Origin of the sequence: Dryocola boscaweniae, assembly GCF_025215095.1 — a bacterium.
Classification (GTDB): Bacteria; Pseudomonadota; Gammaproteobacteria; order Enterobacterales; family Enterobacteriaceae; genus Dryocola; species Dryocola boscaweniae.
This window is the reverse complement of record NZ_JALHAP010000074.1, coordinates 64,997-89,882: the sequence shown is the minus strand read 5'-3', so window position 1 is coordinate 89,882 and position 24,886 is coordinate 64,997. Positions and strand designations below refer to the sequence as shown.

Annotated in this window: 21 protein-coding genes; 13 read left to right on the top strand and 8 right to left on the bottom strand. The window is 54.4% G+C overall.

Annotation, left to right across the window (positions count from 1 at the left end; genetic code table 11):
- Positions 1 to 41: 41 nt before the first annotated feature.
- The 4 genes from purC to ypfH all read left to right on the top strand — a co-directional run bounded on the left by purC (position 42) and on the right by ypfH (position 4,574).
- Positions 42 to 755: a phosphoribosylaminoimidazolesuccinocarboxamide synthase gene (gene purC, locus MUA00_RS06445; RefSeq protein ID WP_271122308.1), complete on the top strand. Its 714-nt coding sequence runs from the start codon at positions 42 to 44 to the stop codon at positions 753 to 755.
- Between the two features lie 132 nt (positions 756 to 887).
- A complete protein-coding gene (ypfJ, locus tag MUA00_RS06440) occupies positions 888 to 1,760 on the top strand; it encodes a KPN_02809 family neutral zinc metallopeptidase (RefSeq protein ID WP_271122309.1) in 873 nt (290 codons plus the stop codon).
- 28 nt (positions 1,761 to 1,788) lie between these two features.
- Positions 1,789 to 3,801: a tRNA(Met) cytidine acetyltransferase TmcA gene (locus MUA00_RS06435; protein WP_408639687.1), complete on the top strand. Its 2,013-nt coding sequence runs from the start codon at positions 1,789 to 1,791 to the stop codon at positions 3,799 to 3,801.
- A gap of 74 nt (positions 3,802 to 3,875) precedes the next feature.
- On the top strand, positions 3,876 to 4,574 hold the full coding sequence (gene ypfH, locus MUA00_RS06430; RefSeq protein WP_271122311.1) for an esterase: 699 nt from the start codon (positions 3,876 to 3,878) through the stop codon (positions 4,572 to 4,574).
- 42 nt (positions 4,575 to 4,616) lie between these two features.
- On the opposite strand, the gene MUA00_RS06425 is transcribed toward ypfH, so the two are convergent.
- Genes MUA00_RS06425 through MUA00_RS06415 form a run of 3 tightly spaced genes read right to left on the bottom strand, consistent with a single transcriptional unit; the run spans position 4,617 to position 6,324 of the window.
- Positions 4,617 to 4,805 carry a YpfN family protein gene (locus MUA00_RS06425; protein ID WP_271122312.1) on the bottom strand — a complete coding sequence of 63 codons (189 nt, stop codon included), beginning with the start codon at positions 4,803 to 4,805 and terminating at the stop codon, positions 4,617 to 4,619.
- A gap of 30 nt (positions 4,806 to 4,835) precedes the next feature.
- Positions 4,836 to 5,963: a succinyl-diaminopimelate desuccinylase gene (dapE, locus tag MUA00_RS06420; RefSeq protein ID WP_271122313.1), complete on the bottom strand. Its 1,128-nt coding sequence runs from the start codon at positions 5,961 to 5,963 to the stop codon at positions 4,836 to 4,838.
- 4 nt (positions 5,964 to 5,967) lie between these two features.
- Positions 5,968 to 6,324, bottom strand: coding sequence for an ArsC family reductase (locus tag MUA00_RS06415; protein WP_271122314.1), 357 nt, complete (start codon positions 6,322 to 6,324; stop codon positions 5,968 to 5,970).
- Positions 6,325 to 6,857: 533 nt separating this feature from the next.
- On the opposite strand from MUA00_RS06415, the gene ypfM reads away from it, so the two are divergent.
- On the top strand, positions 6,858 to 6,917 hold the full coding sequence (gene ypfM, locus MUA00_RS06410; protein ID WP_087867655.1) for a protein YpfM: 60 nt from the start codon (positions 6,858 to 6,860) through the stop codon (positions 6,915 to 6,917).
- Between the two features lie 109 nt (positions 6,918 to 7,026).
- On the opposite strand, the gene acrD is transcribed toward ypfM, so the two are convergent.
- From acrD to narQ, 3 genes are all read right to left on the bottom strand, one after another.
- Complete coding sequence (gene acrD / locus MUA00_RS06405; RefSeq protein WP_271122315.1) at positions 7,027 to 10,143, bottom strand: multidrug efflux RND transporter permease AcrD; 3,117 nt, start codon at positions 10,141 to 10,143, stop codon at positions 7,027 to 7,029.
- Positions 10,144 to 10,293: 150 nt separating this feature from the next.
- Positions 10,294 to 10,938 carry a nitrate/nitrite response regulator protein NarP gene (gene narP, locus MUA00_RS06400; protein WP_271122316.1) on the bottom strand — a complete coding sequence of 215 codons (645 nt, stop codon included), beginning with the start codon at positions 10,936 to 10,938 and terminating at the stop codon, positions 10,294 to 10,296.
- Between the two features lie 11 nt (positions 10,939 to 10,949).
- Complete coding sequence (gene narQ, locus MUA00_RS06395; protein ID WP_271122383.1) at positions 10,950 to 12,647, bottom strand: nitrate/nitrite two-component system sensor histidine kinase NarQ; 1,698 nt, start codon at positions 12,645 to 12,647, stop codon at positions 10,950 to 10,952.
- Positions 12,648 to 12,949: 302 nt separating this feature from the next.
- Between narQ and napF the strand changes: the two genes are divergently transcribed.
- The 7 genes from napF to MUA00_RS06360 all read left to right on the top strand — a co-directional run bounded on the left by napF (position 12,950) and on the right by MUA00_RS06360 (position 19,221).
- Positions 12,950 to 13,441 carry a ferredoxin-type protein NapF gene (napF, locus tag MUA00_RS06390; RefSeq protein ID WP_271122317.1) on the top strand — a complete coding sequence of 164 codons (492 nt, stop codon included), beginning with the start codon at positions 12,950 to 12,952 and terminating at the stop codon, positions 13,439 to 13,441.
- Positions 13,431 to 13,694 carry a chaperone NapD gene (gene napD / locus MUA00_RS06385; protein WP_271122318.1) on the top strand — a complete coding sequence of 88 codons (264 nt, stop codon included), beginning with the start codon at positions 13,431 to 13,433 and terminating at the stop codon, positions 13,692 to 13,694. Before napF ends, napD begins: the two co-directional genes overlap by 11 nt.
- Positions 13,691 to 16,177: a nitrate reductase catalytic subunit NapA gene (napA, locus tag MUA00_RS06380; protein ID WP_271122319.1), complete on the top strand. Its 2,487-nt coding sequence runs from the start codon at positions 13,691 to 13,693 to the stop codon at positions 16,175 to 16,177. Before napD ends, napA begins: the two co-directional genes overlap by 4 nt.
- A 10-nt stretch (positions 16,178 to 16,187) precedes the next feature.
- A complete protein-coding gene (gene napB / locus MUA00_RS06375) occupies positions 16,188 to 16,637 on the top strand; it encodes a nitrate reductase cytochrome c-type subunit (RefSeq protein ID WP_271122320.1) in 450 nt (149 codons plus the stop codon).
- 8 nt (positions 16,638 to 16,645) lie between these two features.
- Complete coding sequence (napC, locus tag MUA00_RS06370) at positions 16,646 to 17,248, top strand: cytochrome c-type protein NapC (protein WP_271122321.1); 603 nt, start codon at positions 16,646 to 16,648, stop codon at positions 17,246 to 17,248.
- Between the two features lie 206 nt (positions 17,249 to 17,454).
- Positions 17,455 to 18,030 (top strand): GDP-mannose pyrophosphatase NudK, encoded by a 576-nt coding sequence (gene nudK / locus MUA00_RS06365; protein WP_271122322.1) that lies wholly within the window; start codon positions 17,455 to 17,457, stop codon positions 18,028 to 18,030.
- Between the two features lie 147 nt (positions 18,031 to 18,177).
- Entirely contained in the window at positions 18,178 to 19,221 is a 1,044-nt protein-coding gene (locus MUA00_RS06360; RefSeq protein WP_271122323.1) for a DUF1176 domain-containing protein, read from the top strand.
- Positions 19,222 to 19,315: 94 nt separating this feature from the next.
- Here MUA00_RS06360 and tkt read toward each other — a convergent pair whose 3' ends face one another.
- Both tkt and tal read right to left on the bottom strand, forming a co-directional pair.
- Entirely contained in the window at positions 19,316 to 21,319 is a 2,004-nt protein-coding gene (tkt, locus tag MUA00_RS06355) for a transketolase (RefSeq protein WP_271122324.1), read from the bottom strand.
- A 19-nt stretch (positions 21,320 to 21,338) separates the two neighbouring features.
- Positions 21,339 to 22,289: a transaldolase gene (tal, locus tag MUA00_RS06350; protein WP_271122325.1), complete on the bottom strand. Its 951-nt coding sequence runs from the start codon at positions 22,287 to 22,289 to the stop codon at positions 21,339 to 21,341.
- A 261-nt stretch (positions 22,290 to 22,550) separates the two neighbouring features.
- Between tal and maeB the strand changes: the two genes are divergently transcribed.
- Positions 22,551 to 24,830 (top strand): NADP-dependent oxaloacetate-decarboxylating malate dehydrogenase, encoded by a 2,280-nt coding sequence (maeB, locus tag MUA00_RS06345; protein ID WP_271122326.1) that lies wholly within the window; start codon positions 22,551 to 22,553, stop codon positions 24,828 to 24,830.
- The last annotated feature ends 56 nt before the right edge of the window (positions 24,831 to 24,886 follow it).

The following is a 24,886-nucleotide window of genomic DNA, read 5'->3' as shown; positions in this document are numbered from 1 at the left end:
ATAGCGGAATTTTTAGTTAAATCACACCTGGAGTAAGAAAGATGCAAAAGCAAGCTGAGTTGTATCGTGGCAAAGCGAAGACCGTATACAGCACCGAAAACCCGGATCTGTTGGTGCTCGAATTCCGCAATGATACGTCAGCAGGAGACGGTGCGCGCATCGAACAGTTCGACCGTAAGGGCATGGTGAACAACAAGTTTAACCATTTTATTATGGCCAAACTGGAAGAAGCGGGTATTCCCACGCAAATGGAACAACTGCTCTCCGATAACGAAGTGTTGGTTAAAAAGCTTGAGATGGTGCCGGTTGAGTGTGTTATCCGCAACCGCGCCGCAGGATCGCTGGTGAAACGTCTGGGCATTGAAGAAGGTATTGAGCTCAATCCGCCGCTGTTTGACCTGTTCCTCAAGAACGATGCGATGCACGACCCGATGGTCAACGAGTCTTACTGCGAGACCTTCGGCTGGGTAAGCAAAGAGCACCTGGCTCGCATGCGTGAACTGAGCTACAAGGCTAACGACGTGCTGAGCAAGCTATTTGATGACGCAGGTCTGATCCTCGTGGATTTCAAACTGGAATTTGGTCTCTTTAAAGGCGAAGTGGTGCTCGGGGATGAGTTCTCACCCGATGGCAGCCGCCTGTGGGACAAAGAAACCCTCGACAAAATGGACAAAGACCGCTTCCGCCAGAGCCTGGGCGGCCTGATTGAAGCCTATGAAGAAGTGGCTCACCGTCTTGGCGTTAAGTTAGACTAAATTCGCACGCGCTACTTTTAAGGCCGGATGTGTTTTGCACATTCGGCTTTTTCACATCTCGTTTCTTATGGTAATCCAGGGATTAACCACCTACGATCTATTTATTACAAGTTGTGAATAATGGAGTAAGTCATGCGTTGGCAAGGTCGTCGCGAAAGCGACAACGTAGAAGACAGGCGTAACAGTTCCTCCGGCCCGAATTTTGGCGGCGGCGGTGGATTTCGTATACCTCGCGGTAAAGGTGGGATTGTCCTGTTAATCGTCGTGGTCGTCGCAGGGTACTACGGCGTCGATCTCTCTGCGCTTCTTGGCGGTGGCCAGCCGGTCACGCAGCAAACCACACAGCGTTCCATCAGCCCAAACGATGACGAAGCGGCAAAATTCACCTCGGTTATTCTGGCTACCACGGAAGATACCTGGGGCCAGATTTTCCAGCAAATGGGTCGCAACTATCAGCAGCCGAAGCTGGTGATGTACCGTGGCGCCACGCGTACTGGCTGCGGCACGGGGCAGTCGGTTATGGGGCCGTTTTATTGTCCGGCGGACAGCACCGTCTATATAGACCTCTCTTTCTACGATGAGATGAAAAGCAAACTGGGCGCCGATGGCGATTTTGCCCAAGGCTATGTTATTGCGCATGAAGTCGGTCACCACGTCCAGAAACTGCTGGGCATTGAACCCAAAGTTCGCCAGCTTCAACAGGGCGCTTCGCAGACCGAAGGCAACCGCCTGTCGGTGAAAATGGAGCTGCAGGCCGACTGCTTCGCAGGCGTCTGGGGCCACAGTATGCAAAAACAAGAAGTGCTGGATGCCGGTGATTTGCAGGAGGCGCTGAACGCCGCCGAAGCCATTGGCGACGACCGCTTGCAGCAGCAAGGACAGGGACGAGTGGTGCCGGACAGCTTCACTCACGGCACCTCTGAACAGCGTTATACCTGGTTCAAACGCGGCTTCGACAGCGGCGATCCTGGGCAGTGTAATACCTTCGGCAATAGCGTTCGCTAATCGCGCCTGGTCATAGACAGCGACAGGGATGACAGGCATGGAACAGCTTCGACAGATAACCGCCAGCATGGCCGCCGCCGGTATTCGACGCATGCTAATCGTCGCGGGCGAAGCCGAGTGGAGCACCCAGCAGATAAATTCTCTGGTAAGCCATCTTCCCGGCGACTGGTTATGGGTTGGCGCGGCGCCTGAGCTTCCGCTGAACTGCGCGCCATCGGCCATGCGCACGCTGCTTGGCCGGGAGTTTCTCCATGCGGTCTTTGACGCGCGCAGCGGTCTGGATGCGGAAGCGCTCGCAGTCCTTGCCGGAACGTTAAAAGCCGGAAGCTGGTTGGTTATGCTGGTTCCTGACTGGTTACGCTGGCCGACGCTTCCTGATGCGGACTCCTGCCGCTGGAGCGATTGCCCACTGCCCGTCGCCACGCCGAATTTTATCTCGCATCTCAAACGCTGTGTGCAGGCCGATAGCGAAACTTATCTCTGGCAACAGCATCAGCCTTTTTGCTTACCTGATTTTCAACCTCGCGCGCCCTGGCATCCTGCAAACGGTTCCCCGCAGCAGGAGCAGGCCGGGATTCTTGCCGCGCTGCAATCCATGTCTGCGGGCGTAGCCGTGATAACCGCCCCGCGTGGCAGAGGAAAATCTGCGCTTGCAGGCATGTTGCTGAGAAGCCTTCCTGATAAAGCGCTTGTAACGGCGCCGACGCGAGCGGCAACGGACGTGCTGGCGTTACATGCGGGCGAAAAATTCAATTTTATCGCTCCGGATGCGCTTCTGGCTCAGCCTGAAATACAGGATGCGCACTGGCTTATTATCGATGAGGCCGCAGCGCTGCCAGCGCCACAATTACGTGAACTTATTGCCCGCTTCCCACGCACGTTGCTTACGACTACGGTTCAGGGATACGAAGGCACCGGGCGTGGGTTCTTACTGAAATTTTGCGCGGGAATTGATTCCCTCACTCGTTATTCTCTTTCGGCACCCATTCGCTGGGCGCAGCACGATCCGCTGGAAGCGTTAATCGACAGCATTTTGCTGTTTGAGGAAGCTGACATAACTCGTGTCGCCCAGGGGCCGGCTGCGTTGAGCTCGGTCGCACAAGACGAAACCGAAAGGCTTCAGCAAATGTACCGTTTGCTTTCTGGGGCGCATTACCGCACCTCGCCGCTGGACTGGCGACGCATGCTTGATGCCCATGGCCAACATTTCATTACCGCTAACTGCGGCGGCGAAACCGTCGGCGCAGCCTGGCTTGTGGAAGAGGGAGGGTTGGATGAAAAGCTCAGCCGTGCGGTGTGGGCTGGTTTCCGACGGCCGCGCGGGAACCTTGTCGCGCAATCTCTTGCAGCACATGGCGGCAGCCCGCTGGCGGCAACTTTGCGTGGGCTGCGCGTGAGCCGCATCGCCGTGCATCCGTTGCGCCAGCGGCGGCAATTAGGGCAGCAGATGATTGCGATGGCGAAAGAAGGTGCGCAGCAGGATATTGATTATTTGTCGGTAAGTTTTGGCTTTACCGACGAGCTGTGGCGATTCTGGGAAAGCTGTGGGTTTGTGCTCGTGCGCGTCGGCAGCCATCGGGAAGCCAGCAGCGGCTGCTACACGGCGATGGCGCTGTTACCGCTGAACGATGCAGGGGCTGCGCTCACCCGGCGCGAACAGCTTCGCCTGGCGCGAGATTTTGCTTGCCTGCAGCCGTGGATCGACAGTCCTTTACCCATAACGCCTCACCCAGCGACTACGCTAAATAGTGATGACTGGCTTGAACTGGCGGGATTTGCTTTTGCGCATCGCCCGCTGGAAGCCTGCCTCGGTTCGCTTAATCGCCTGCTGGCTGCCTGCGATCTACCATTAAAGGCGTTACGCGGCAGGGTTCAGCACAGGCTTGAGGTAGACGCACTTTGTGAGAGCCTTCGATTGTCAGGGCGCAGAGCGTTACTGGGAGCGATGCGGCAGGAAGTGCAACTGGCGCTTGAAAAACTTGACGCATCGCGCAGCTTTGCGCTCAAAGATTCTCTTTTGCAAATGCAATTTTTCCACTAAGTCGTTCAGTCAAATGGGATGGTCATCACTTTCGTCCGGCGTATAGTCAGCTCCAGAAACTTAAGGAGATAACCATGAAACACGACCATTTTGTTGTCCAAAATCCTTCCGCTGCGGCAAAACAACTGCTGTTGCTGTTTCATGGCGTAGGCGACAACCCCGTTGCCATGGGCGAAATCGGTAGCTGGTTTGCGCCCGAGTTTCCTGATGCTTTAGTGGTAAGCATTGGCGGCCCCGCCCCGAGTGGCCCGCATCCTGGACGTGAATGGTTTTCTGTGGCTGGCGTGACGGAAGAGAACCGTCAGGGACGCATAGATGCCGTTATGCCGACGTTTATCGAACTTGTGCGCTACTGGCAGAAACAAAGCGGCGTTACTGCAAATGCGACGGCGCTGATTGGTTTCTCGCAGGGAGCGATGATGGCGCTTGAAGGCATCAAAGCCGAACCGGCTCTGGCTTCTCGCGTGGTGGCGTTTAGCGGACGTTATGCTGAGCTTCCGCAACAAATTCCGGCTTCCACGACTATCCATTTGATTCACGGCGATGAAGACAATGTGATTAATGTGAAGCATGCATTTGACGCCGCAGAGGCGCTCGAACGCATCGGTGGCGACTTCACGCTGGATGTCATTGATGATTTAGGGCATGCCATTGACGATCGCAGCATTCAGATTGCGCTCGACCATCTGCGCTACACGGTGCCTAAACATTATTTTGACGAGGCGCTAAGCGGCGGAACGCCGAAAGACGACGATATTATCGAACTGCTTTAACTAAAATCCCCTCACCTGCGGTTGGGTGAGGGGAGAGGCTAATTATTTCTTCTTCGGCCAGTCATCTTCGTCATCCCACTTGTCGTTAAAATCACGATGCGGGGGCAGCTCAGGTTTATTTGCCATGTACTTCTTCGGGTCGATGCGTTTCAGATCCTTAATAACATTAAGGAAAATGCCCAATAACAGCACCAGTACGATAATCCACCAGTAATGCGATAGCCATTCCATGCTAATACCTCACTTAAGTTGTGCAGCCCGTCAGGCGACAAGCTGTTCCATAATACGTTGATACATCCGGGCAAGAAGCTGCAGATCGGCGGCGTTGACGCACTCATTAATCTTATGAATAGTTGCGTTCACCGGCCCGAGCTCCACTACCTGAGCGCCCATGCGAGCGATAAAGCGCCCGTCGGACGTACCGCCGGTAGTTAAAAGTTGCGGCCTGATTTCATTATAGTGCTCAACTGCATTCACTACCGCATCGACAAGCTTGCCGCGCGAGGTAAGGAACGGAAGGCCGGAAAGCCACCAGTCCAGCGTATAGCGCAACTGGTATTTCTCAAGCAGGGCGATCACGCGCTGTTTGATGTCCGCATCGGTCAGCTCGGTGCTGAAGCGAAAATTAAACTGCACAAACATATCGCCTGGAATGACGTTATTGCTGCCGGTGCCGGCCTGAATATTGGCAATCTGCATGCTGGTCGCCGGGAAAAACTCGTTCCCCTGGTCCCATTCGATAGCGACCAGCTCGCTTAACATCGGGGCTGCGCGATGAACCGGGTTATCCGCCAGATGCGGGTAGGCAACGTGTCCTTGCACGCCGTGAATCGTCAGGTTGCAGGTTAGCGAGCCGCGGCGACCGTTTTTCACCACATCGCCAACAACTTCGGTGCTCGAAGGCTCGCCCACCAGGCAATAATCGAGGCGTTCGCGACGCTCCATCAGCGTTTCAACGACTTTTACGGTGCCATTTTTGGCGCTGGCTTCTTCGTCGGATGTGATAAGAAATGCGAGACGGCCTTTGTGGTTTGGATGCTGCGCCACGAAGCGTTCTGCCGCCACGACCATTGCCGCGAGCGACCCTTTCATATCCGCAGCGCCACGGCCAAACAGCATGCCATCGCGAATGGTCGGCTCAAACGGGGGATTAATCCAGCGGTCTGCATCGCCGGAAGGCACGACATCGGTATGCCCGGCAAACGCCAGCGTTTCGCCTTGTCCTCTCCATGCCCAGAAATTTTGTGTGTCGCCAAAATCCATGTGCTCAACGGTAAAACCAATGGCGCGTAACCGCTCAATAAGCAGCGCCTGACAGCCTGCATCGTCGGGGCTCAGGGAAGGGCGGCGGATAAGCTGTTGCGTCAGCTCAATAACCGGGCAGGACATAAGACTATACCTCGTTGATAAACTGCTGATAGTTCGATTCATTGAAACCCAGCAGCATAGGCTGACCGGGCGCGCAGAGCAATGGGCGTTTGATGATTGCCGGCATTTCGGACATTAATGCCGCAGCCGTTTGTGCGTCTTTAATGGAGGCGCGATGCGCTTCATCCAGCTTACGCCAGGTTGTGCCGCGAGTGTTCAGCAGCGCTTCCCAACCCAGTTCTGCAATAAAACTATTAAGTAATCCGGCGTCCAGGCCGTCAGCGCGGTAGTCGTGAAACCGGTATTCGACGCCATGAGCTTCCAGCCAGCGGCGCGCCTTTTTGACGGTGTCGCAATTTTTAATGCCATAAAGGGTTATCACGTGCTTTCAATCCTTTTGTTGAGACTCTGATTTTTTAATCAGATAATTAGAATGATTTAAAATGATAATAAAGTACGACGGAAAAATATAACTTAATTGCTACTCTTACCGTCACAGAATATAACTATTGTTATGCGATTTGAATAAAATTTCGTCAGGTATGCAATCTTGTCTCACGGGATAATTGAATTGTATCGTATTGGTAAAATTCGGCCTTATCCGAAACTGAATATATAAATATCTTCAATAACGCTTTTGATCTCATTCTTCAAGCTTCCAGCCCTCCCATAAAGATCGCGCAACATGCCTTCTCAGGCGCTTACGCTGCCTGATGCGGACAAATTCCTAAATGTGAAGAAACATTTTGTTTCAGGTGCTGCGTCACATTAATAAGAAGCAGAGGGGTTAAAATTAGGTTATTACGCAATAGCAATAAATATACGGTGGCGATCGGGAAAGCAGCAGTTGTTGAGAATTGCTTCACTCACCGGTTTAATTTGCGTATAATTAAAGCAATTATAAGAGAGGCTGTTATGATTGAGCATGAACTGGGGAACTGGAAAGATTTCATTGAAGATATGCTTCGTAAATGATCTGACCAGAAAACTGCAAGAGCACGATGTCCTTATTTGAAATAATTCTATGAGCGCATCTGAAAAAAGGCGACCGAAAAGGCCGCCTTTTTTGTTGGGTTTTTGACAATCAATCTTCGTGCGGCTCTTTAAGCGGGAAGCGGCGCCGCACCAGCACAAAGAACAGCGGGACAAAGAATATCGCCAGAACCGTGGCTGAAATCATGCCGCCCATAACCCCGGTACCAACCGCATGCTGGCTGCCGGAACCTGCGCCGCTGCTGGTTGCCATTGGCAAGACGCCAAAGATAAAGGCCAGGGATGTCATCAGAATCGGACGTAAACGTTGGCGGCAGGCATCGAGCGTCGCTGCAACCAGCTCTCGTCCCTGCGCGTTCATATCGTTGGCGAATTCCACAATCAATATCGCATTCTTCGCCGACAGGCCAATAACGGTGAGTAAACCGACCTGGAAGTACACGTCGTTCTCAAGCCCCCGCATCCAGGTGGCGAGCAGGGCGCCGATAACCCCAAGCGGCACGACGAGCATAACCGAAAACGGCACCGACCAGCTTTCATAGAGTGCGGCAAGACACAGGAAAACTACCAGCAGCGAAACAGCATACAGCGCTGGCGCCTGAGCTCCGGATAGCCGTTCCTGCCAGGACATGCCCGTCCACTCCAGGCCAAACCCATTCGGCAGCTTATGCACCAGGCTTTCCATGATTTCCATAGCTGTACCGGTACTCACGCCAGGCGCGGCTTCGCCAACAATTTCCACGGCTGAATAACCGTTGTAGCGCTCCAGACGCGGTGAACCCGTTTCCCAGCGTGAAGTGGAGAAAGCGGAGAAGGGCACCATGCCGCCGTCTTTGTTACGGACATACCACTGATTAATGTCGTCGGGCAGCATGCGGTATTTCGCAGCGGCCTGCACATAAACCTTTTTCACGCGGCCACGATCCATAAAATCATTCACATAGCTGGAGCCCCAGGCCGTTTGCAACGTGTTATTGATATCATCGATGGAAACGCCCAGCGCCTGGGCTTTTCGCTGATCGATGTCTATTTGCATCTGCGGGCTATCGTCCAGGCCGTTATGACGAACGCGGGTAAGAAGCTTTTCATCGTCAGCCATATTGAGCAACTGGTCGCGAGCAGCCATAAGCGCATCGTGCCCGGCGCCGCCATGATCCTGTAGCTCCATATCAAATCCGGCTGCGTTGCCAAGCCCGCTAATAGCCGGTGGACTGCTGGCGATAACGCGCGCTTCTTTGATGTCATGGAAAGCTTTGGTGGCTCGCTCGATAATGGCAAAAGAGCTGCCGGTGTCCGGATCTCGGTCGTCCCAGTCTTTCAAACGGACAAACATTCGCGCCACGTTCTGCCCGTTACCTCCAGGCCCGGCGCCTACGGTTGAGAACACCGACAGCACGTTATCTTTCTCTTTGGTCAGATAATAATTTTCGATATCAGCCACGACCTTCAGCGTTTGTTGCTGGGTTGATCCGCTTGGCAATTGCACTGAAGTCGTAAATACGCCGCGGTCTTCCAACGGCAGGAATGACGTTGGCAAGCGCAGGAATAAGAACACCATGCCGCCTAACAACAGCGCGTAGATCAGCATCCAGCGGGCGCTGCGTACCAGAATCTTTCCTACGCCATTTTCATACCGGGCGGCATTACGGTTGAACATGCGGTTAAACCAGCCGAAAAATCCTTTCTGACCGTGATGCTCGCCTTTATGTAATGGTTTTAGCAGCGTGGCGCAAAGCGCGGGCGTGAGGATCATCGCGACTAAAACCGACAGCACCATTGCCGAAACGATGGTAATGGAGAACTGGCGGTAAATGGCGCCGGTGGTGCCGCCGAAGAAGGCCATCGGCACGAACACGGCGGAAAGCACCATGGCAATTCCCACCAGCGCACCCTGTATCTGGCCCATCGACTTGCGGGTTGCCTCCCGGGGCGACAGCCCTTCTTCGCTCATGATGCGCTCAACGTTCTCCACCACCACGATGGCGTCATCCACCAGCAGTCCGATGGCCAGTACCATGGCGAACATGGTGAGCGTGTTAATGCTATAGCCGAAGGCGTAGAGCACCGAGAAGGTCCCCAACAACACCACAGGTACTGCGATAGTGGGAATAAGCGTTGCGCGGAAATTCTGCAAAAACAGGTACATGACCAGGAACACTAACAGAATGGCTTCCAGCAGCGTTTTGACCACGTCTTTGATGGAGGCTTTCACGAACGGCGTGGTTTCATAAGCGATTTTCGCCTCCAGTCCGTGCGGGAAATACTGAGAAAGCTCCTCGATTTTTGCGCGGGCGAGTTTATCGGTCTCCATCTCATTCGCGCCAGAGGCGAGTTTAATACCCAACCCGGAAGCCGCCTGGCCGTTGTAGCGGCTCAGAAAGTCATATTTTTCTGCGCCCAGCTCAACTTCCGCCACGTCGCCCAGGGTTACCAGCGAACCGTCCTGATTCACACGCAGGGTAATGTCCTTAAACTGCTGTGGCGTTTGCAGCAAAGACTGGGAGTTGATGGTGGCGTTTAGGGCCTGAAGATCGACCGACGGCGTGCCGCCGAGCTGCCCAACGGCTACCTGCGCGTTCTGCGAGCTGATGGCATCCACCACATCCTGGGTGGTGAGCTGATAGCTGGTGAGTTTGGTTGGGTCAAGCCAGATGCGCATGGAGTACTGGGAGCCGTAAGCATCCACGTCTCCCACGCCGTTAATACGGCTGATAGGATCCTGAATATTACTCGCCACGTAATCCGAAATATCCTGCTTATCCATGCTGCCATCGGTGGAGACGAAGGCAACCATCAGGATGTTGCTGTCCCCGGTTTTTCTTACCGTAACCCCTTGCGTTTGCACGGCCTGCGGTAATTTGCGCAGCGCGGACTGCAGTTGGTTTTGCACCTGCTGCACCGCCTCATCCGGATCGGTACCGGCTTTGAAGCTCAGCATGATGGTGGCCTGGCCGGTGCTGCTGCTCTGCGACGACATATACATCATGTTGTCGAGCCCGGTCATATTCTGCTCAATAACCTGGGTGACGGTATTTTCCAGGGTTTGGGCGGAAGCTCCCGGATAGTTAGCGGTAATACGCACGTTAGGCGGCGCAAGGTCTGGATATTGCTCAACGGGAAGCGAAAAAATAGCAAGCGTACCGGTGAGGCACAAAATAATGGCCAGCACCCAGGCAAAAATGGGGCGATTGATAAAGAAATTCGCCATCTGGTCGGGACCTCGTAAGCACTTCTGATTGTTGTAATGGGGGGCAGTGGTCACTGTAGCCTTAACCACAAGCCCAAACGTGGAGAAATTGAGGAGATAGTGTAAATTATCTTAGCGTGCTATTGACGTCAGGCTGCGAAATTCAGGGCGTTAAATGCCCCGGCTTTCAAGGAATAATACCGTTGCCGCCACGCGTGAACGGACCTGAAGTTTACGCAATAAATTGCGGATATGGACTTTCACCGTTTCTTCGGAAATGTGCAGACCGGCTGCGATTTGCTTGTTAGAAAGGCCTCTGGCCACTTCCTGTAATACATCCAGTTCGCGCTCGGTCAGCGTAGCGAACGGAGCGCCGCTGCGTTTCTGCGTTCCGCGGGTACGTAAATATTCGGCAACCTGCGTGCTAAAAGCTTCGCCGCCCGTTGCTCCACGGCGAATATCATCCAGCAACACTTCCGGATCGCTATCCTTGAGTAAATAGCCGTCGGCGCCGGCGTCAATCAACGTGAAAATATCACTGCGTGAATCTGAAACTGTCAGGACGATAATACGGGCGCTGACACCTTCCCGGCGCAGCGCATTCAGCGTATCCAGTCCGCTCAGGCCTTTCATATTCAAATCCAGCAGGATGAGATCCGGGGCCAGCCGGTTTGCCAGACTGATGGCTTCGGTTCCACTGCTTGCTTCACCCACCACTAAAAAAGCATCGTCCATCTCCAGCAACTGGCGGATGCCCCGCCGCATTAATGGATGATCGTCGACAATCAAAACTTCAAAGACATTTCGCTCACTCATAGCTGCTCCTGCTATTTTTCATCATTATTGTCTGACGACGATGAACGAAACGTTATCGCGATCAGCGTTCCACCCTCTGCGGGGCGGGAAATGGTTAACCGGCCACCCAACTGGGCGGCGCGTTCATGCATGATATTCAGGCCGTAATGCCCTTCTGGCTCACTCAAACTCGCAATGCCCTTGCCATTATCAAGAATAGCCGCAGTGTGTTCGCCGGTAGATGATGTCGTGCAGGTTATTGATATTTCTTGTGCGCCTGCGTGTTTAATGGCGTTCAGCACCGCTTCGCGAATAATTTGCAGCAGATGTACCTGCTGCTGGGCATCCAGCGCCTGCGTGGGCATTCTACAGTCGAGAAGAATCGTTGTATCCGTTTGTTGGCGAAGCGGGGCAATCATCTCCTGAAGAGCGGCGGGCAAATCAGCCTGTTGTAAGGTCAGACGAAATGTCGCCAGCAGTTCGCGTAGCTGCCGGTAAGCATCATTTAGCGCCTGCGAAAAATCGCCGATTATCCGTTGTGCGGGCTCATTCTCTTCGGGGACTGCGCGCTTAAGCAGCGTGAGCTGTATGCGCAAATAAGAAAGCACCTGCGCTAAAGAATCGTGAAGTTCACGGGCAATGGTCGCTCGTTCCTGCATCAGCAGCAATTGCTGATAATGTTTTTGCGCCTGGTTGAAGTAAAGGCCGCGTCCCAGCATGGACGCCACGCTTTGCATTAGCGGCATGGGCGGCGAGCCGACAGAAGCCTGCCAGCGAAGCTGGCCTAATTCATCGTCCTGTTGCGTGATGGCCGCCGACTGCCAGGGGACAGATTCCTGTTGCGTGCCTTCGCACAGCAGCCAGTTTTCACCCACCAGCATCTCAATGTAATCCACCTTTTCCTGCTGGCGGACAAGCTGGAGGATCTGCGTAAAGCAATGCCGGTCGATAGTGCCGACGTTCAGCGCCTGGGAGCAGGAATAGAGCACTTCAAGCGTACGGTTTGCCTCCTGCAGGCTTAGCGTTTTTTGCTGCACCTTATCTTCAAGCGAGCGGTAAAGTCGTTGCAGTTCATCCGCCATGCGCGTGAAGGTACGCGCAAGCAGGCCGATTTCATTGGGCAGGTCGGTATCGAGGGGAGGGTGGGCGAATTTACCGCGTTCGATAGATTTGCTGGCAAGCATCAGCTTATTGAGCGGCGCAACAACCTGATGACGGAAGCGGCGAAGCGTGAAAAACACCAGCGTAAAAATAGCGATAAATCCCACCACTGACGTAGCGACGACCTGCATCATTTTTCGTTCGGCATAATGCTGCAGCGCAAGCACGAACAGATCGATTTGCGCCACATAGCCGGCAATATTGTCGTGATACCAGGCGATATCGCCCTGACGAATATGATGCTCCATGTCGGCCCAGGCATCGTTAATGGCGTTGTATCGCTCACGCACTTCTTTTGGCACCCAAAAGCGCCCCGGATTGAGCAGAGCCTCGGAGCGTAGCGATTGATTGTATTGCGTAAGATGCTCGTTCAGGCGTGCGCGGTCGCCCTGTAAATCGTAACCAAGACGATAGCTTTGCATGCGCAACGAACCCGCTATGTTGACCGCCTCTGCGTCCCGTAAACTGCTGGCGAGCGTCAGTATCGCTATGCCCGTCGAGAGCAGCGACAGCAGGACGAGATAAAGAAATGCGCGGGCAAGGCTTGCCCGAACCGAGCGTTGCGCCATCACAGGACCAATAACCTCTGAAAATCTATGGTGGGCGAAACGTACCAGAAAGCCGCGTTTGCTCAAACGTTTGTTACGGTTATTTCGGCCTGTGTTCCAAAACCTGGCCGCTAATCCCCGCAAACTCCCTTCCTTTTTGATCCCACAACGGCATTTACCCCTTTAGGGGGATGCCTCTACTCCCCCTTTGTCACATAACTTAACCCCCAATAAAAACCCGTGAAAAAATGCGGGAATAACAATGATGTGTTTGCTGGCCTCATCCCACGAGGGCGGCGTTTGTAATGCAAGGATATGCTTTCATGGCTGAGCTTTCCCGACGTGGATTATTGACCGGTAGCTGGCGCAGTAACGCGGCGGCTTTTCGTCCCCCCTGGAGCGGGGACGAGCAACATTTTCTGATTGAATGCATTCGCTGTGATGCGTGCGTGCCTGTTTGCGAAACCCGTATTTTGCGACGTGGGCGAGGCGGATACCCTGAAATCGACTTCAGCAAAGGTGAATGCACCTTCTGCTATGCCTGCGCAGACGCTTGCCCGCAGCCGCTTTTTCACCAGCGCGAAACCTCGCCCTGGGAATATACCCTTTTTGTGAACGATTCCTGCCTGGCCTTCAGCGGAGTGGAATGTCGTAGCTGTCAGGACTTTTGCGAGATGCAGGCTATTAACTTTCACCCTTCGGCGCAGGGCGTTTCTCTCCCCCGGCTTAACCGCGCGGCATGCAATGCGTGCGGAGGCTGTATCGCCGGATGTCCGGTCTCCGCTCTGACGATGAGGCACGCTGATGCGAGCTAGCTGGCACGTCTGTGGCCTGGTTATCCAGGCTCATCCCCAACATATTCCAGCCGTAAGCGCCGCCCTGAACGAACTGGCCGGCAGCGAGGTCGCCGCAAGCGATGCAGAAAAAGGCAAGCTGGTGGTCGTGATGGAGGCAGCGCGTAGCGATGTGCTGCTCAACCAAATTGAGTCGGCACGCAATATTGCAAACGTGCTGGCGGTGTCGCTGGTTTATCACCAGCAGGATGAGGAAGGTGAGGAAACACCATGAAACTCAGTCGTCGTAGTTTTATGAAAGCGAACGCCGTCGCGGCAGCCGCAGCGGCGGCAGGCCTGAGCGTGCCGGGCGTGGCTCGCGCGGTTGTCGGAAAACAAGATGTTATTAAATGGGACAAAGCGCCATGCCGTTTCTGCGGTACGGGCTGCGGCGTGCTGGTGGGGACGCAAAACGGCCGTATAGTGGCAAGCCAGGGCGATCCGGATGCTCCGGTAAACCGCGGGCTTAACTGTATCAAAGGCTATTTCCTGCCAAAAATCATGTACGGAAAAGACCGCCTGACCCAGCCGCTGCTGCGCATGAAAGACGGCTATTTTGATAAAGAAGGCGAGTTTGCCCCGATTAGCTGGGAGCAGGCCTTCGACATCATGGAAGAGAAGTTCAAAACCAGCCTGAAAGAAAAGGGGCCGGACGCCATCGGCATGTTTGGTTCAGGACAGTGGACGGTCTGGGAAGGCTACGCGGCGGCCAAGCTGTTTAAAGCCGGATTCCGCTCTAACAACATCGATCCTAACGCGCGCCACTGCATGGCTTCTGCGGTAGTCGGCTTCATGCGTACCTTTGGTATGGATGAACCCATGGGCTGTTACGACGATATCGAACAGGCCGACGCTTTCGTGCTCTGGGGCTCCAATATGGCGGAGATGCACCCGGTATTATGGTCGCGCATTACCAACCGCCGTCTGTCTGACGAAAACGTTAATGTGGCCGTGCTTTCCACCTTCCAGCACCGCAGCTTTGAGCTTGCGGACAACGGTATGGTGTTCACGCCGCAAAGCGACCTGGCCATCCTCAACTACATCGCCAACTACATCATTCAGAACGACGCGATAAACGAAGCGTTCTTCAAACAGCACGTTAACCTGCGTAAAGGCGTAACGGATATCGGCTACGGCCTGCGTCCAACGCACCCGCTGGAAAAAGCGGCGAAAAATCCAGGCTCAGACGCCTCCGAGCCGATGAGCTTCGACGAGTACAAAGCTTTTGTGGCGGAGTACACGCTGGAGAAAACCGCCGAGATGAGCGGCGTGCCGAAAGATCAGCTTGAAGCGCTGGCGAAGCTGTACGCCGATCCGAAGAAAAAAGTGATCTCTTACTGGACGATGGGCTTCAACCAGCACACACGCGGCGTCTGGGCCAACAATCTCGTTTATAACCTGCACCTGCTGACGGGGAAAATCTCTCAGCCCGGCTGTGGGCCATTCTCGCTGACCGGCCAGCCTTCAGCGTGCGGCACCGCGCGCGAGGTCGGCACGTTCTCACATCGTTTGCCTGCGGATATGGTGGTCACGAACGACAAACACCGCGAAATCGCCGAAAACATGTGGAAGCTGCCTGCGGGCACAATCCCGGCGAAAGTGGGGCTGCATGCGGTAGCGCAGGACCGTGCGCTGAAGGACGGCAAGCTGAACGTCTACTGGGTGATGTGTAACAACAACATGCAGGCCGGGCCGAACATCAATGAAGAGCGTATGCCGGGCTGGCGCGATCCGCGCAACTTCGTGATCGTCTCCGATCCTTATCCAACTATCAGCGCGCTGGCGGCGGATCTGATCCTGCCTACCGCCATGTGGGTGGAAAAAGAAGGGGCATACGGCAACGCCGAGCGCCGCACGCAGTTCTGGCGTCAGCAGGTCCAGGCGCCGGGCGAGGCGAAATCCGATCTCTGGCAACTGGTGCAGTTTGCTAAACGCTTCAAAGTCGAAGAGGTATGGCCTGCGGAGCTTGTTGATAAGAAACCAGAGTACCGCGGTAAAACGCTGTTCGACGTGCTGTTTGCCAACGAAGCGGTGAGCAAATTCCCGCTTAGCGAACTGGCGGAAGATCAGCTTAACGATGAATCCCGCGAGCTGGGATTTTACTTGCAAAAAGGGCTGTTTGAAGAGTACGCGGCATTTGGTCGCGGGCACGGCCACGACCTCGCGCCTTTTGACGATTACCACAAGGCGCGCGGTCTGCGCTGGCCTGTCGTCAACGGGAAAGAAACCCAGTGGCGCTACAGCGAAGGCAACGATCCGTATGTGAAGGCCGGCGAAGGCTTCAAATTCTACGGCAAGCCGGACGGCAAAGCGGTGATCTTCGCGCTGCCGTTCGAACCGGCGGCGGAAGCGCCGGATAAAGAGTTTGACCTGTGGCTGTCCACCGGCCGGGTGCTGGAGCACTGGCACACCGGCAGCATGACGCGCCGCGTGCCGGAGCTGCATCGCGCTTTCCCGGAAGCGGTGCTGTTTATCCATCCGCTGGACGCTAAGGCGCGTGACCTGAAGCGCGGCGACAAAGTGAAGGTGATTTCTCGCCGCGGCGAAGTGATTTCTATCGTCGAAACACGCGGCCGTAACAAGCCGCCGCAGGGGCTGGTGTATATGCCGTTCTTCGACGCCGCGCAGTTGGTTAACAACCTGACGCTTGACGCAACGGACCCGCTCTCCAAAGAGACGGATTTCAAGAAATGCGCAGTGAAGCTGGCGAAGGTGTAAGGAGAGAATAATGAAAATAACTAGCCTGACGAAGAGATTAATTCAATGCCTGGCGGCGTTGGCCCTGGTGGTGAGCGGCGCGCTATGGGCGGCTGACGGCGTCGATCTCAATCAGTCGCCGGAAGTGTCGGGTACGCCGGAAGGATCGGTGCGCATGCCAAAACAGCAGGAACGCATGGCGCTTAACTATGTGAATCAGCCGCCGCTTATCCCGCACAGCGTGGATGGCTATCAGGTGAGTAAGAACACTAACCGCTGCCTGCAATGTCACGGCGTGGAGCATTACCGCACCACGGGCGCGCCGCGCATCAGCCCAACGCATTTTATGGATGCTGAAGGAAACGTTCTTTCTAACGTCGCCCCGCGTCGCTATTTCTGCCTGCAGTGCCATGTACCGCAAACCGACGCCGCGCCCATTGTTGAAAATACCTTCACGCCGTCTAAAGGCTTTGGGAATTAGAGGCCGATATGGATAAATCAAACCGTAAGCCGGGCGTTATTCGTCGTATCTGGCAGTGGTGGCGTCGTCCGAGCCGTCTGGCGCTGGGCACGCTGCTGCTGATTGGTTTTGCTGCGGGCATCATTTTTTGGGGCGGATTTAACACCGGAATGGAGATGACCAACCGCGAAGAGTTTTGTATTAGCTGCCATGAAATGCGTGCCAACGTTTACCAGGAATATATGGAGACAGTGCACTACAACAACCGCAGCGGCGTACGCGCCACCTGCCCGGATTGTCACGTTCCTCATGAATGGGTACCGAAGATGGTGCGCAAAATTCAGGCGAGTAAAGAGCTGTACGCCAAAGCCTTTGGCCTGATCGACACGCCGCAAAAGTTTGACGATCACCGTCTGGCGATGGCGCAAAACGAATGGCGAAGGATGAAGAACAATAATTCGCAGGAGTGCCGTAACTGCCACAACTTCGACTATATGGATCTCACCGCGCAGAAAACCGTGGCGGCGAAAATGCACGACCGGGCTATCAAAGACGGGCAAACCTGCATTGACTGCCACAAAGGCATTGCGCATAAGCTGCCGGATATGCGCGAAGTGAAGAACGGGTTTTAATGTTTACCCCACGTCCTGCCCCTCTTTCCAGCGGGGAAAGGGAAACGGGCGTGGAGTAATTCTCTCTTTGACCCGCAGACAGGGCATTATCTTTTTCTCCCTTCGGGGAGAGGGCCGGGGCGAGGGAAACTAATTCACTCGAAACGCGACAAACATCACATTACGGCCTATGATTACCGGCTCCCCTGACTTGCTGCGGAGATCCTATGTCGATAAAAATCGAAGTCATCAAAGATAAAATCCTCTCAGATAACTACTTTATCCTGCGTAACATCACCTACGATTTGTCCCGCAACGAAGCCGAAGCTATTCGCCATAAACGCGAAGTTTACGACCGTGGTAACGGCGCGACCATATTGCTTTATAACCGTGAAAAGAAAACCGTGGTGCTGACTCGCCAGTTCCGGGTAGCCACTTGGGTGAACGGCAACGCGGATGGCTTGCTGATTGAAGCCTGCGCAGGATTGCTGGACGCCGACGAACCGGAAGTTTGCGCGCGTAAAGAAGCCATGGAAGAAACGGGATATCTGGTTGGTGAAGTTGAGAAGCTCTTTGAACTCTATATGTCCCCGGGCGGCGTAACGGAGCTTATCCATTTTTATCTGGCGGAATATACCGATGCCCAGCGTGAATTTGCCGGCGGCGGTATAGATGACGAAGACATCGACGTGCTGGAATTGCCCTTTGCCCGGGCGCTGGAAATGATTAACAGCGGTGAAATTCGTGACGGTAAAACGGTCATTTTGTTGCAGCAGCTACAGCTACGCAAGGTAATGGAATAAAGCATTTATAATTCAATGACTTGCATGGTTCGTTTTTTACATAAATCTATCCGATAAATCCGATTGAGCACGGGCACTGAGAAGCCGAAGATATCGCCAAAATCAGTACGTTTTTCTCTCTTCGTCTTCTCAGGATATGTGCCTCTAATGTGTTACCGGATGAAATCGCTCTTTCTCTTCTGTCTGCTTCTGGCGAGCACGGCAATGGCTGCCCCGGCACAAAAATCCTTTTCAGACTGGCAGGTCACCTGCAACAACCAAAACTTTTGCTCCGCGCGTAACACCGGGCTTCATCAGGGGCTGGTGATGACGCTTGCCCGTAGCGCAGGTGCGCATACCGACGTCAATCTGCGCATCGATCTGGGTAATCTGGATACGGCGGAAATCAAAGCTCCGCCAATAGCCCCGCGATTGCTGGTTGATGGCGAGCCGCTTGAACTGGATAAAACAAAGTGGCGTGAAACACCGCATCATCTGATCACTGACGACGCCGACACGATTAAAGTCTTGCTGGAAAAAATTGGTGACGCCGACGCTATTACGCTGGTAAAGGGGCAGGGGAATATCTCGCTTGCCGGGTTGAAAGCCGCGCTGCTGTTTATTGATAGCCAGCAAAAACGCGTGGGCAGCGAAACCGCGTGGATTAAAAAAGGTGACGATCCGCCGCTTAGCGTGCCCCCCGCGCCCGCGCTTAAAGAGGTTACGATCACCAATCCCACCCCGACTCCCTTTGCTCAGGATGAACTTAACGATTTGCTGGATTACGGTAGCTGGCGGATGAACAACAGCCAGTGCTCGCTCGATCCGATGCGCCGTGAAGTCCGCATTTTTGCTATCAGCGATGATAAGGCTTTGATGTTGGTGAGCTGCGAGGCCGGGGCGTATAACGTTGTCGATCTTGCCTGGATTGTCTCCCGCAAGAAACCGTTCGCCTCCCGACAGATCCGGCTGAAATTGCCGTTTGCGCCCGCCAGCGGGAATAACGATTTAGAGCTGATGAACGCAGGCTATGATGAAACGAATAAAGAGCTGACGACCCTTGCCAAAGGCCGCGGAGTAGGGGATTGCGGTGTCTCCAGCCGCTGGCGCTTCGACGGTCAGCGCTTTCGTCTGGTGCGCTATGCTGAGGAACCAACCTGCGACGGCTGGCACGGCAGCGGCGCGTGGCCGACTCTTTGGGTGACTAAGTAGCTTTTTGAAATTTGTCGGGTGGCGCCTGGGCTTACCCGACTTAAAAAACAATGAAACCAGGGCGGATGAGCGCAAGCGCCGTCCGCCACTCGGGTCAGGCTTTTTTATCCAATACCTTTTTCGCCTTGCTCACCACGTTCTCAGTAGTAAAACCAAAGAACGGGAACAGCTTATCGGCCGGAGCTGACTCGCCGTAACCGGTCATGCCGACGATGGCGCCTTTTAAGCCAACGTATTTGTACCAGTAATCCGCAATGCCCGCTTCCACCGCCACGCGGGCTGCGATATTCGAAGGCAATACGGATTCGCGGTACTCTTCATCCTGGGCGTCAAATACATCCGTTGATGGCAGGGAAACAACTCGCACTTTTCGGCCTTCGGACGTGAGCTTATCCGCAGCCTGTACGGTGATTTCCATTTCTGAACCGGTGGCAATCAGGATGATATCCGGGGCGCCATCGCTGTCTTTCAGAATGTACCCGCCGCGGCTTATCGCTTTAAGCTGTTCCGGGCTACGTTCCATTTGCGCCAGATTTTGACGGGAAAGAATAAGTGCGGTCGGACCATGATGGCGTTCGACAGCCGCTTTCCACGCGACCGCCGCCTCAACCTGATCGCAAGGGCGCCAGGTGCTGAAGTTTGGCGTCAGACGCAGGCTGGCAAGTTGCTCAACCGCCTGGTGCGTCGGCCCGTCTTCGCCCAGTCCAATGGAGTCGTGGGTATAGACCATAATTTGACGCGCTTTCATCAGCGCCGCCATACGCGCCGCGTTGCGGGCATACTCCACAAACATCAGGAAGGTTGCGGTATAAGGCACAAAGCCGCCGTGATGGGCAATACCGTTGGCGATGGCCGTCATGCCAAATTCACGCACGCCGTAGTGGATATAGTTACCCGCGCTGTCTTCTTTAATGGACTTTGAGTCCGACCAGATAGTGAGGTTACTTGGCGCAAGGTCGGCCGAGCCGCCAAGCAGTTCAGGCAACAGCGGCCCGATAACGTTCAGGGTGTTTTGCGAAGCTTTACGCGTCGCGATTTTTGCCGGTTTAGCCTGTAAATCCTCGATCAATTTCTGCGTGATTTCCTGCCATTTCTCCGGCATTTCGCCATGCATACGGCGAGTAAACTCAGCCGCCAGTTCAGGATGGGCTTTGGCGTAGGCCGCGAACTTATCCTTCCAGGCGGCCTCGGCTTTTTCACCGTCTTCTTTGGCATCCCAGGCACGATAAATCTCTTTAGGGATTTCAAAGGCAGGATATTTCCAGCCGAGTTGTTTACGCGCCAGCGCCACTTCTTCTTCACCAAGCGCCGCGCCGTGCGCTTCTTCTTTGCCCGCTTTGTTTGGCGAACCAAAGCCGATGACGGTGCGGCAGATAATCAACGAAGGTTTGTCTTTTACGCTTTGCGCTTCCTGAATCGCTTTTTTCACCGCTTCCGGATCGTGACCGTCAATTTCATGAACTACGTGCCAGTGGTAGGCTTCAAAACGTTTTGCCGTGTCGTCGGTGAACCAGCCTTCGGTTTCGCCATCAATGGAGATGCCGTTGTGGTCATAGAAGCCGATAAGTTTGCCCAGCCCCAGCGTACCCGCCAGCGAACAGACCTCGTGGGAAATGCCTTCCATCAGGCAACCGTCGCCCATAAATACGTATGTGAAGTGATCGACAATTTCATGATCCGGACGGTTGAACTGCGCGCCCAGCGTACGTTCGGCGATGGCCAGGCCGACCGCGTTCGCTAAACCCTGGCCAAGCGGCCCGGTGGTAGTTTCCACGCCTGGCGTATAACCCAGCTCCGGGTGGCCTGGGGTTTTGGAGTGAAGCTGACGGAAATTTTTTAACTCTTCTATCGGCAGGTCATATCCGCTCAGATGCAGCAGGCTGTAAAGCAGCATCGACGCGTGTCCGTTAGAGAGAATAAAGCGGTCCCGGTCAGCCCAGGCCGGGTTGGTAGGGTTGTGCTTAAGAAAGTCGTTCCATAACACTTCAGCGATATCCGCCATTCCCATTGGCGCGCCGGGGTGGCCCGAATTTGCTTTTTGTACCGCGTCCATGCTCAGGGCACGAATGGCGTTGGCAAGCTCTTTACGAGATGACATGTTTCACTCCAGTGTGTTGTTAAAGTTTGGCTGCGAGTAAATCTTCCAGTTTGCGTTGATCCACGGCGAACTGGCGAATACCTTCGCCCAGCTTGTCGACGGCCATCGGGTCCTGGTTATGTTCCCAGCGGAATTCCGCTTCGCTCAACGGCTCAGGGCGACGGAAGCCCTGAGAATTCGGCACAAGTTTTCGAATCACCGGCTCTTCGCTCTCCTGTAGCTCCTGCAGAAGATTTGGCGCAATGGTCAAACGGTCGCAGCCTGCGAGCGCCAGAATCTGTTCGGTACGACGGAAACTCGCGCCCATTACCACGGTGCTGTAGTTATGCTGCTTAAAGTAATCATAGATATTACGCACGGATTTAACGCCCGGATCTTCATCCACCACGTACGGGTCCATGGGTTTACGCGCCTGATACCAGTCGTAAATCCGCCCGACGAAAGGCGAAATGAGGAACACGCCCGCTTCTGCGCAGGCGCGGGCCTGCGCGAAGGAGAACAGCAGCGTCAGGTTGCAGTCGATGCCTTCTTTTTGCAGCTCTTCTGCGGCGCGAATGCCTTCCCAGGTTGAGGCCAGTTTGATCAGGATGCGTGATTTATCAATGCCCTGTTCTTCATAGAGCTCAACCAGACGGCGCGCTTTGGCGATACTTTTTTCTTTATCAAAAGAGAGGCGGGCGTCTACTTCTGTCGAGACGCGACCGGGAATGCTTTTCAGAATTTCTGCACCAAAATTAACGGCCAGTTTGTCGCAGGCCTCGGCGACCTGCGCTTCCTGGGTGCCGCCGCGCTTTTTACCGTAGGCGAGGGCATCGTCTATAAGTGATTGATAATGCTCTAACCCTGCGGCTTTCAGTAACAGAGATGGATTGGTGGTGGCATCCATGGGTTGGTAGTGGCGGATAGATTCGATGTCTCCACTGTCGGCAACCACGGTGGTGAATTGTTTAATGCCGTCGAGCTGGTTCATATATATCTCCTTGAAATACAATGTCTTTATGGAGTGTTCCGTGTCACTCGCGAGGAAAAATCATTAAATACATAACTAAAAAGCATAGCAGAGGGCCAGGGGGGTTGCCGTTAATGGCGTGTAACATTGCCACTATAATTCCCTAACAAAATTGCCGTGGGATGTTGATAGTATGGTCACGTTCAAAGTTTAGTGAGCACGCAGGCGTGATACTACGTAACCTTAGCGACCTATTGATAATGAGCAAAAAGGAACGAAGAAATGGATGAACAACTGAAGCAAAGCGCCCTCGATTTTCACGAATTCCCCATTCCCGGAAAAATTCAGGTTTCGCCAACCAAACCGCTGGCTACGCAGCGTGATTTGGCGCTGGCCTATTCACCGGGCGTTGCGGCACCTTGCCTCGAAATCGAAAAAGATCCGCTGGCGGCCTATAAGTACACCGCGCGTGGCAACCTGGTCGGCGTGGTTTCTAACGGGACCGCCGTGCTGGGGCTTGGCAATATCGGCGCGCTGGCCGGTAAGCCTGTTATGGAAGGAAAGGGCGTTCTGTTCAAAAAATTTGCCGGTATCGACGTGTTTGATATTGAAATCGACGAACAGGACCCGGACAAACTGATTAATGTAATTGCCGCGCTCGAGCCAACGTTTGGCGGGATTAACTTAGAAGATATTAAAGCGCCAGAATGTTTCTACATCGAGAAAACGCTGCGCGAGCGCATGAATATTCCGGTGTTCCACGATGACCAGCACGGCACCGCCATTATTTGTACCGCTGCGGTACTTAATGGCCTGCGCGTGGTTGAGAAAAATATCTCCGATATCCGCCTGGTGGTATCCGGCGCGGGGGCGGCAAGTATTGCCTGTATGAACCTGCTGGTGGCGCTGGGAATGCAGAAACACAATATCGTGGTATGCGATTCCAAAGGCGTTATCTATAAAGGCCGTGAAGAAAACATGGCGGAAACCAAAGCGGCCTACGCGGTGGAAGATAACGGCAAGCGTACGCTGGAAGACGTCATCGAAGGCGCTGATATTTTCCTTGGTTGCTCCGGCCCGAAAGTTCTGACGCAGGAAATGGTCAAGAAGATGGCGCGCGCGCCGCTGATTATGGCGTTGGCGAACCCGGAACCGGAAATCCTGCCGCCGCTGGCAAAAGAAGTGCGCCCGGACGCGATTATCTGCACCGGTCGTTCTGACTTCCCAAACCAGGTTAACAACGTGCTGTGCTTCCCGTTTATCTTCCGCGGCGCGCTGGACGTAGGCGCTACGGCAATCAATGAAGAGATGAAGCTGGCTGCGGTTAATGCTATCGCCGAGCTCGCGCATGCCGAGCAAAGCGATGTGGTTGCTTCCGCCTATGGCGAAGAGGAGCTGACCTTTGGGCCTGAATACCTGATACCTAAACCTTTCGACCCGCGTCTGATCGTGCAGATTGCGCCAGCGGTTGCGAAGGCGGCGATGGATACCGGCGTGGCAAGGCGTCCTATTGAGGACTTCGAAGCCTATAAAGAGAAACTCACCGAATTCGTCTATAAAACCAACCTGTTTATGAAGCCCATCTTCTCCCAGGCGCGCAAAGAGCCAAAACGCGTGGTGCTGGCGGAGGGCGAAGAAGCCCGCGTGCTGCATGCAACGCAGGAACTGATTACGCTGGGCCTTGCGAAACCGATTCTGATTGGCCGCCCTTCCGTTATCGAAATGCGCCTGAAAAAACTCGGCCTGCAAATGCGTGCCGGTATTGATTTTGAAATCGTAAACAATGAATCCGATCCGCGCTTCAAAGAGTACTGGAACGAGTACTACAACATCATGAAACGTCGCGGCATTACGCAGGAGCAGGCGCAGCGTGCGGTGATCAGCAACACCACCGTTATCGGCGCGATTATGGTGCATCGTGGCGAAGCGGATGCGATGATTTGCGGCACCATCGGTGAATATCACGAGCACTTTGAAGTGGTGGAAAAGCTGTTTGGCTATCGCGAAGGAGTGAAAGCCGCCGGTGCGATGAACGCGCTCCTGCTGCCAAGCGGAAACACCTTTATTGCCGATACCTACGTAAATGACGATCCAACCCCGGAAGAGCTGACGGAAATTACCCTGCTGGCTGCGGAAACGGTGCGTCGTTTTGGTATTGAGCCGAAAGTGGCGCTGCTGTCGCACTCCAACTACGGATCTTCCAATTCAAAAGCCGCCTGCAAAATGCGTGCTACGCTTGAGATGGTTCGCGAACGCGCACCCGAGCTTGAAATCGATGGGGAAATGCACGGCGATGCCGCGCTTGTGGAAAGCATCCGTAGCGACCGCATGCCGGACAGCCCGTTGAAAGGCTCTGCGAATATCCTGATCATGCCAAATGTGGAAGCCGCGCGTATCAGCTACAACCTGCTGCGCGTGTCCAGTTCGGAAGGGGTAACCGTTGGGCCAGTGCTGATGGGCGTTGCAAAACCTGTGCACGTGCTGACGCCGATTGCTTCCGTTCGCCGTATCGTCAATATGGTGGCGCTGGCGGTAGTTGAGGCGCAGACGGCTCCGCTTTAAGACTGAAGGTGGGTGACGCTTGCGCTTACCCACCCTACAAACCCATGTCGGAGGTG

Bases quoted from the DNA above. Each gene is read 5' to 3' on its own strand.
- tkt (WP_271122324.1), bottom strand. From the start codon at position 21,319: ATGTCATCTCGTAAAGAGCTTGCCAACGCCATTCGTGCCCTGAGCATG.
- napC (WP_271122321.1), top strand. From the start codon at position 16,646: ATGGATAAATCAAACCGTAAGCCGGGCGTTATTCGTCGTATCTGGCAG.
- narP (WP_271122316.1), bottom strand. From the start codon at position 10,938: ATGAGTGAGCGAAATGTCTTTGAAGTTTTGATTGTCGACGATCATCCA.
- MUA00_RS06360 (WP_271122323.1), top strand. From the start codon at position 18,178: ATGTGTTACCGGATGAAATCGCTCTTTCTCTTCTGTCTGCTTCTGGCG.
- MUA00_RS06435 (WP_408639687.1), top strand. From the start codon at position 1,789: ATGACAGGCATGGAACAGCTTCGACAGATAACCGCCAGCATGGCCGCC.
- napA (WP_271122319.1), top strand. From the start codon at position 13,691: ATGAAACTCAGTCGTCGTAGTTTTATGAAAGCGAACGCCGTCGCGGCA.
- napB (WP_271122320.1), top strand. From the start codon at position 16,188: ATGAAAATAACTAGCCTGACGAAGAGATTAATTCAATGCCTGGCGGCG.
- ypfJ (WP_271122309.1), top strand. From the start codon at position 888: ATGCGTTGGCAAGGTCGTCGCGAAAGCGACAACGTAGAAGACAGGCGT.
- purC (WP_271122308.1), top strand. From the start codon at position 42: ATGCAAAAGCAAGCTGAGTTGTATCGTGGCAAAGCGAAGACCGTATAC.
- tal (WP_271122325.1), bottom strand. From the start codon at position 22,289: ATGAACCAGCTCGACGGCATTAAACAATTCACCACCGTGGTTGCCGAC.
- nudK (WP_271122322.1), top strand. From the start codon at position 17,455: ATGTCGATAAAAATCGAAGTCATCAAAGATAAAATCCTCTCAGATAAC.
- narQ (WP_271122383.1), bottom strand. From the start codon at position 12,647: ATGGCGCAACGCTCGGTTCGGGCAAGCCTTGCCCGCGCATTTCTTTAT.
- MUA00_RS06425 (WP_271122312.1), bottom strand. From the start codon at position 4,805: ATGGAATGGCTATCGCATTACTGGTGGATTATCGTACTGGTGCTGTTA.
- dapE (WP_271122313.1), bottom strand. From the start codon at position 5,963: ATGTCCTGCCCGGTTATTGAGCTGACGCAACAGCTTATCCGCCGCCCT.
- acrD (WP_271122315.1), bottom strand. From the start codon at position 10,143: ATGGCGAATTTCTTTATCAATCGCCCCATTTTTGCCTGGGTGCTGGCC.
- napD (WP_271122318.1), top strand. From the start codon at position 13,431: ATGCGAGCTAGCTGGCACGTCTGTGGCCTGGTTATCCAGGCTCATCCC.
- napF (WP_271122317.1), top strand. From the start codon at position 12,950: ATGGCTGAGCTTTCCCGACGTGGATTATTGACCGGTAGCTGGCGCAGT.
- ypfH (WP_271122311.1), top strand. From the start codon at position 3,876: ATGAAACACGACCATTTTGTTGTCCAAAATCCTTCCGCTGCGGCAAAA.
- maeB (WP_271122326.1), top strand. From the start codon at position 22,551: ATGGATGAACAACTGAAGCAAAGCGCCCTCGATTTTCACGAATTCCCC.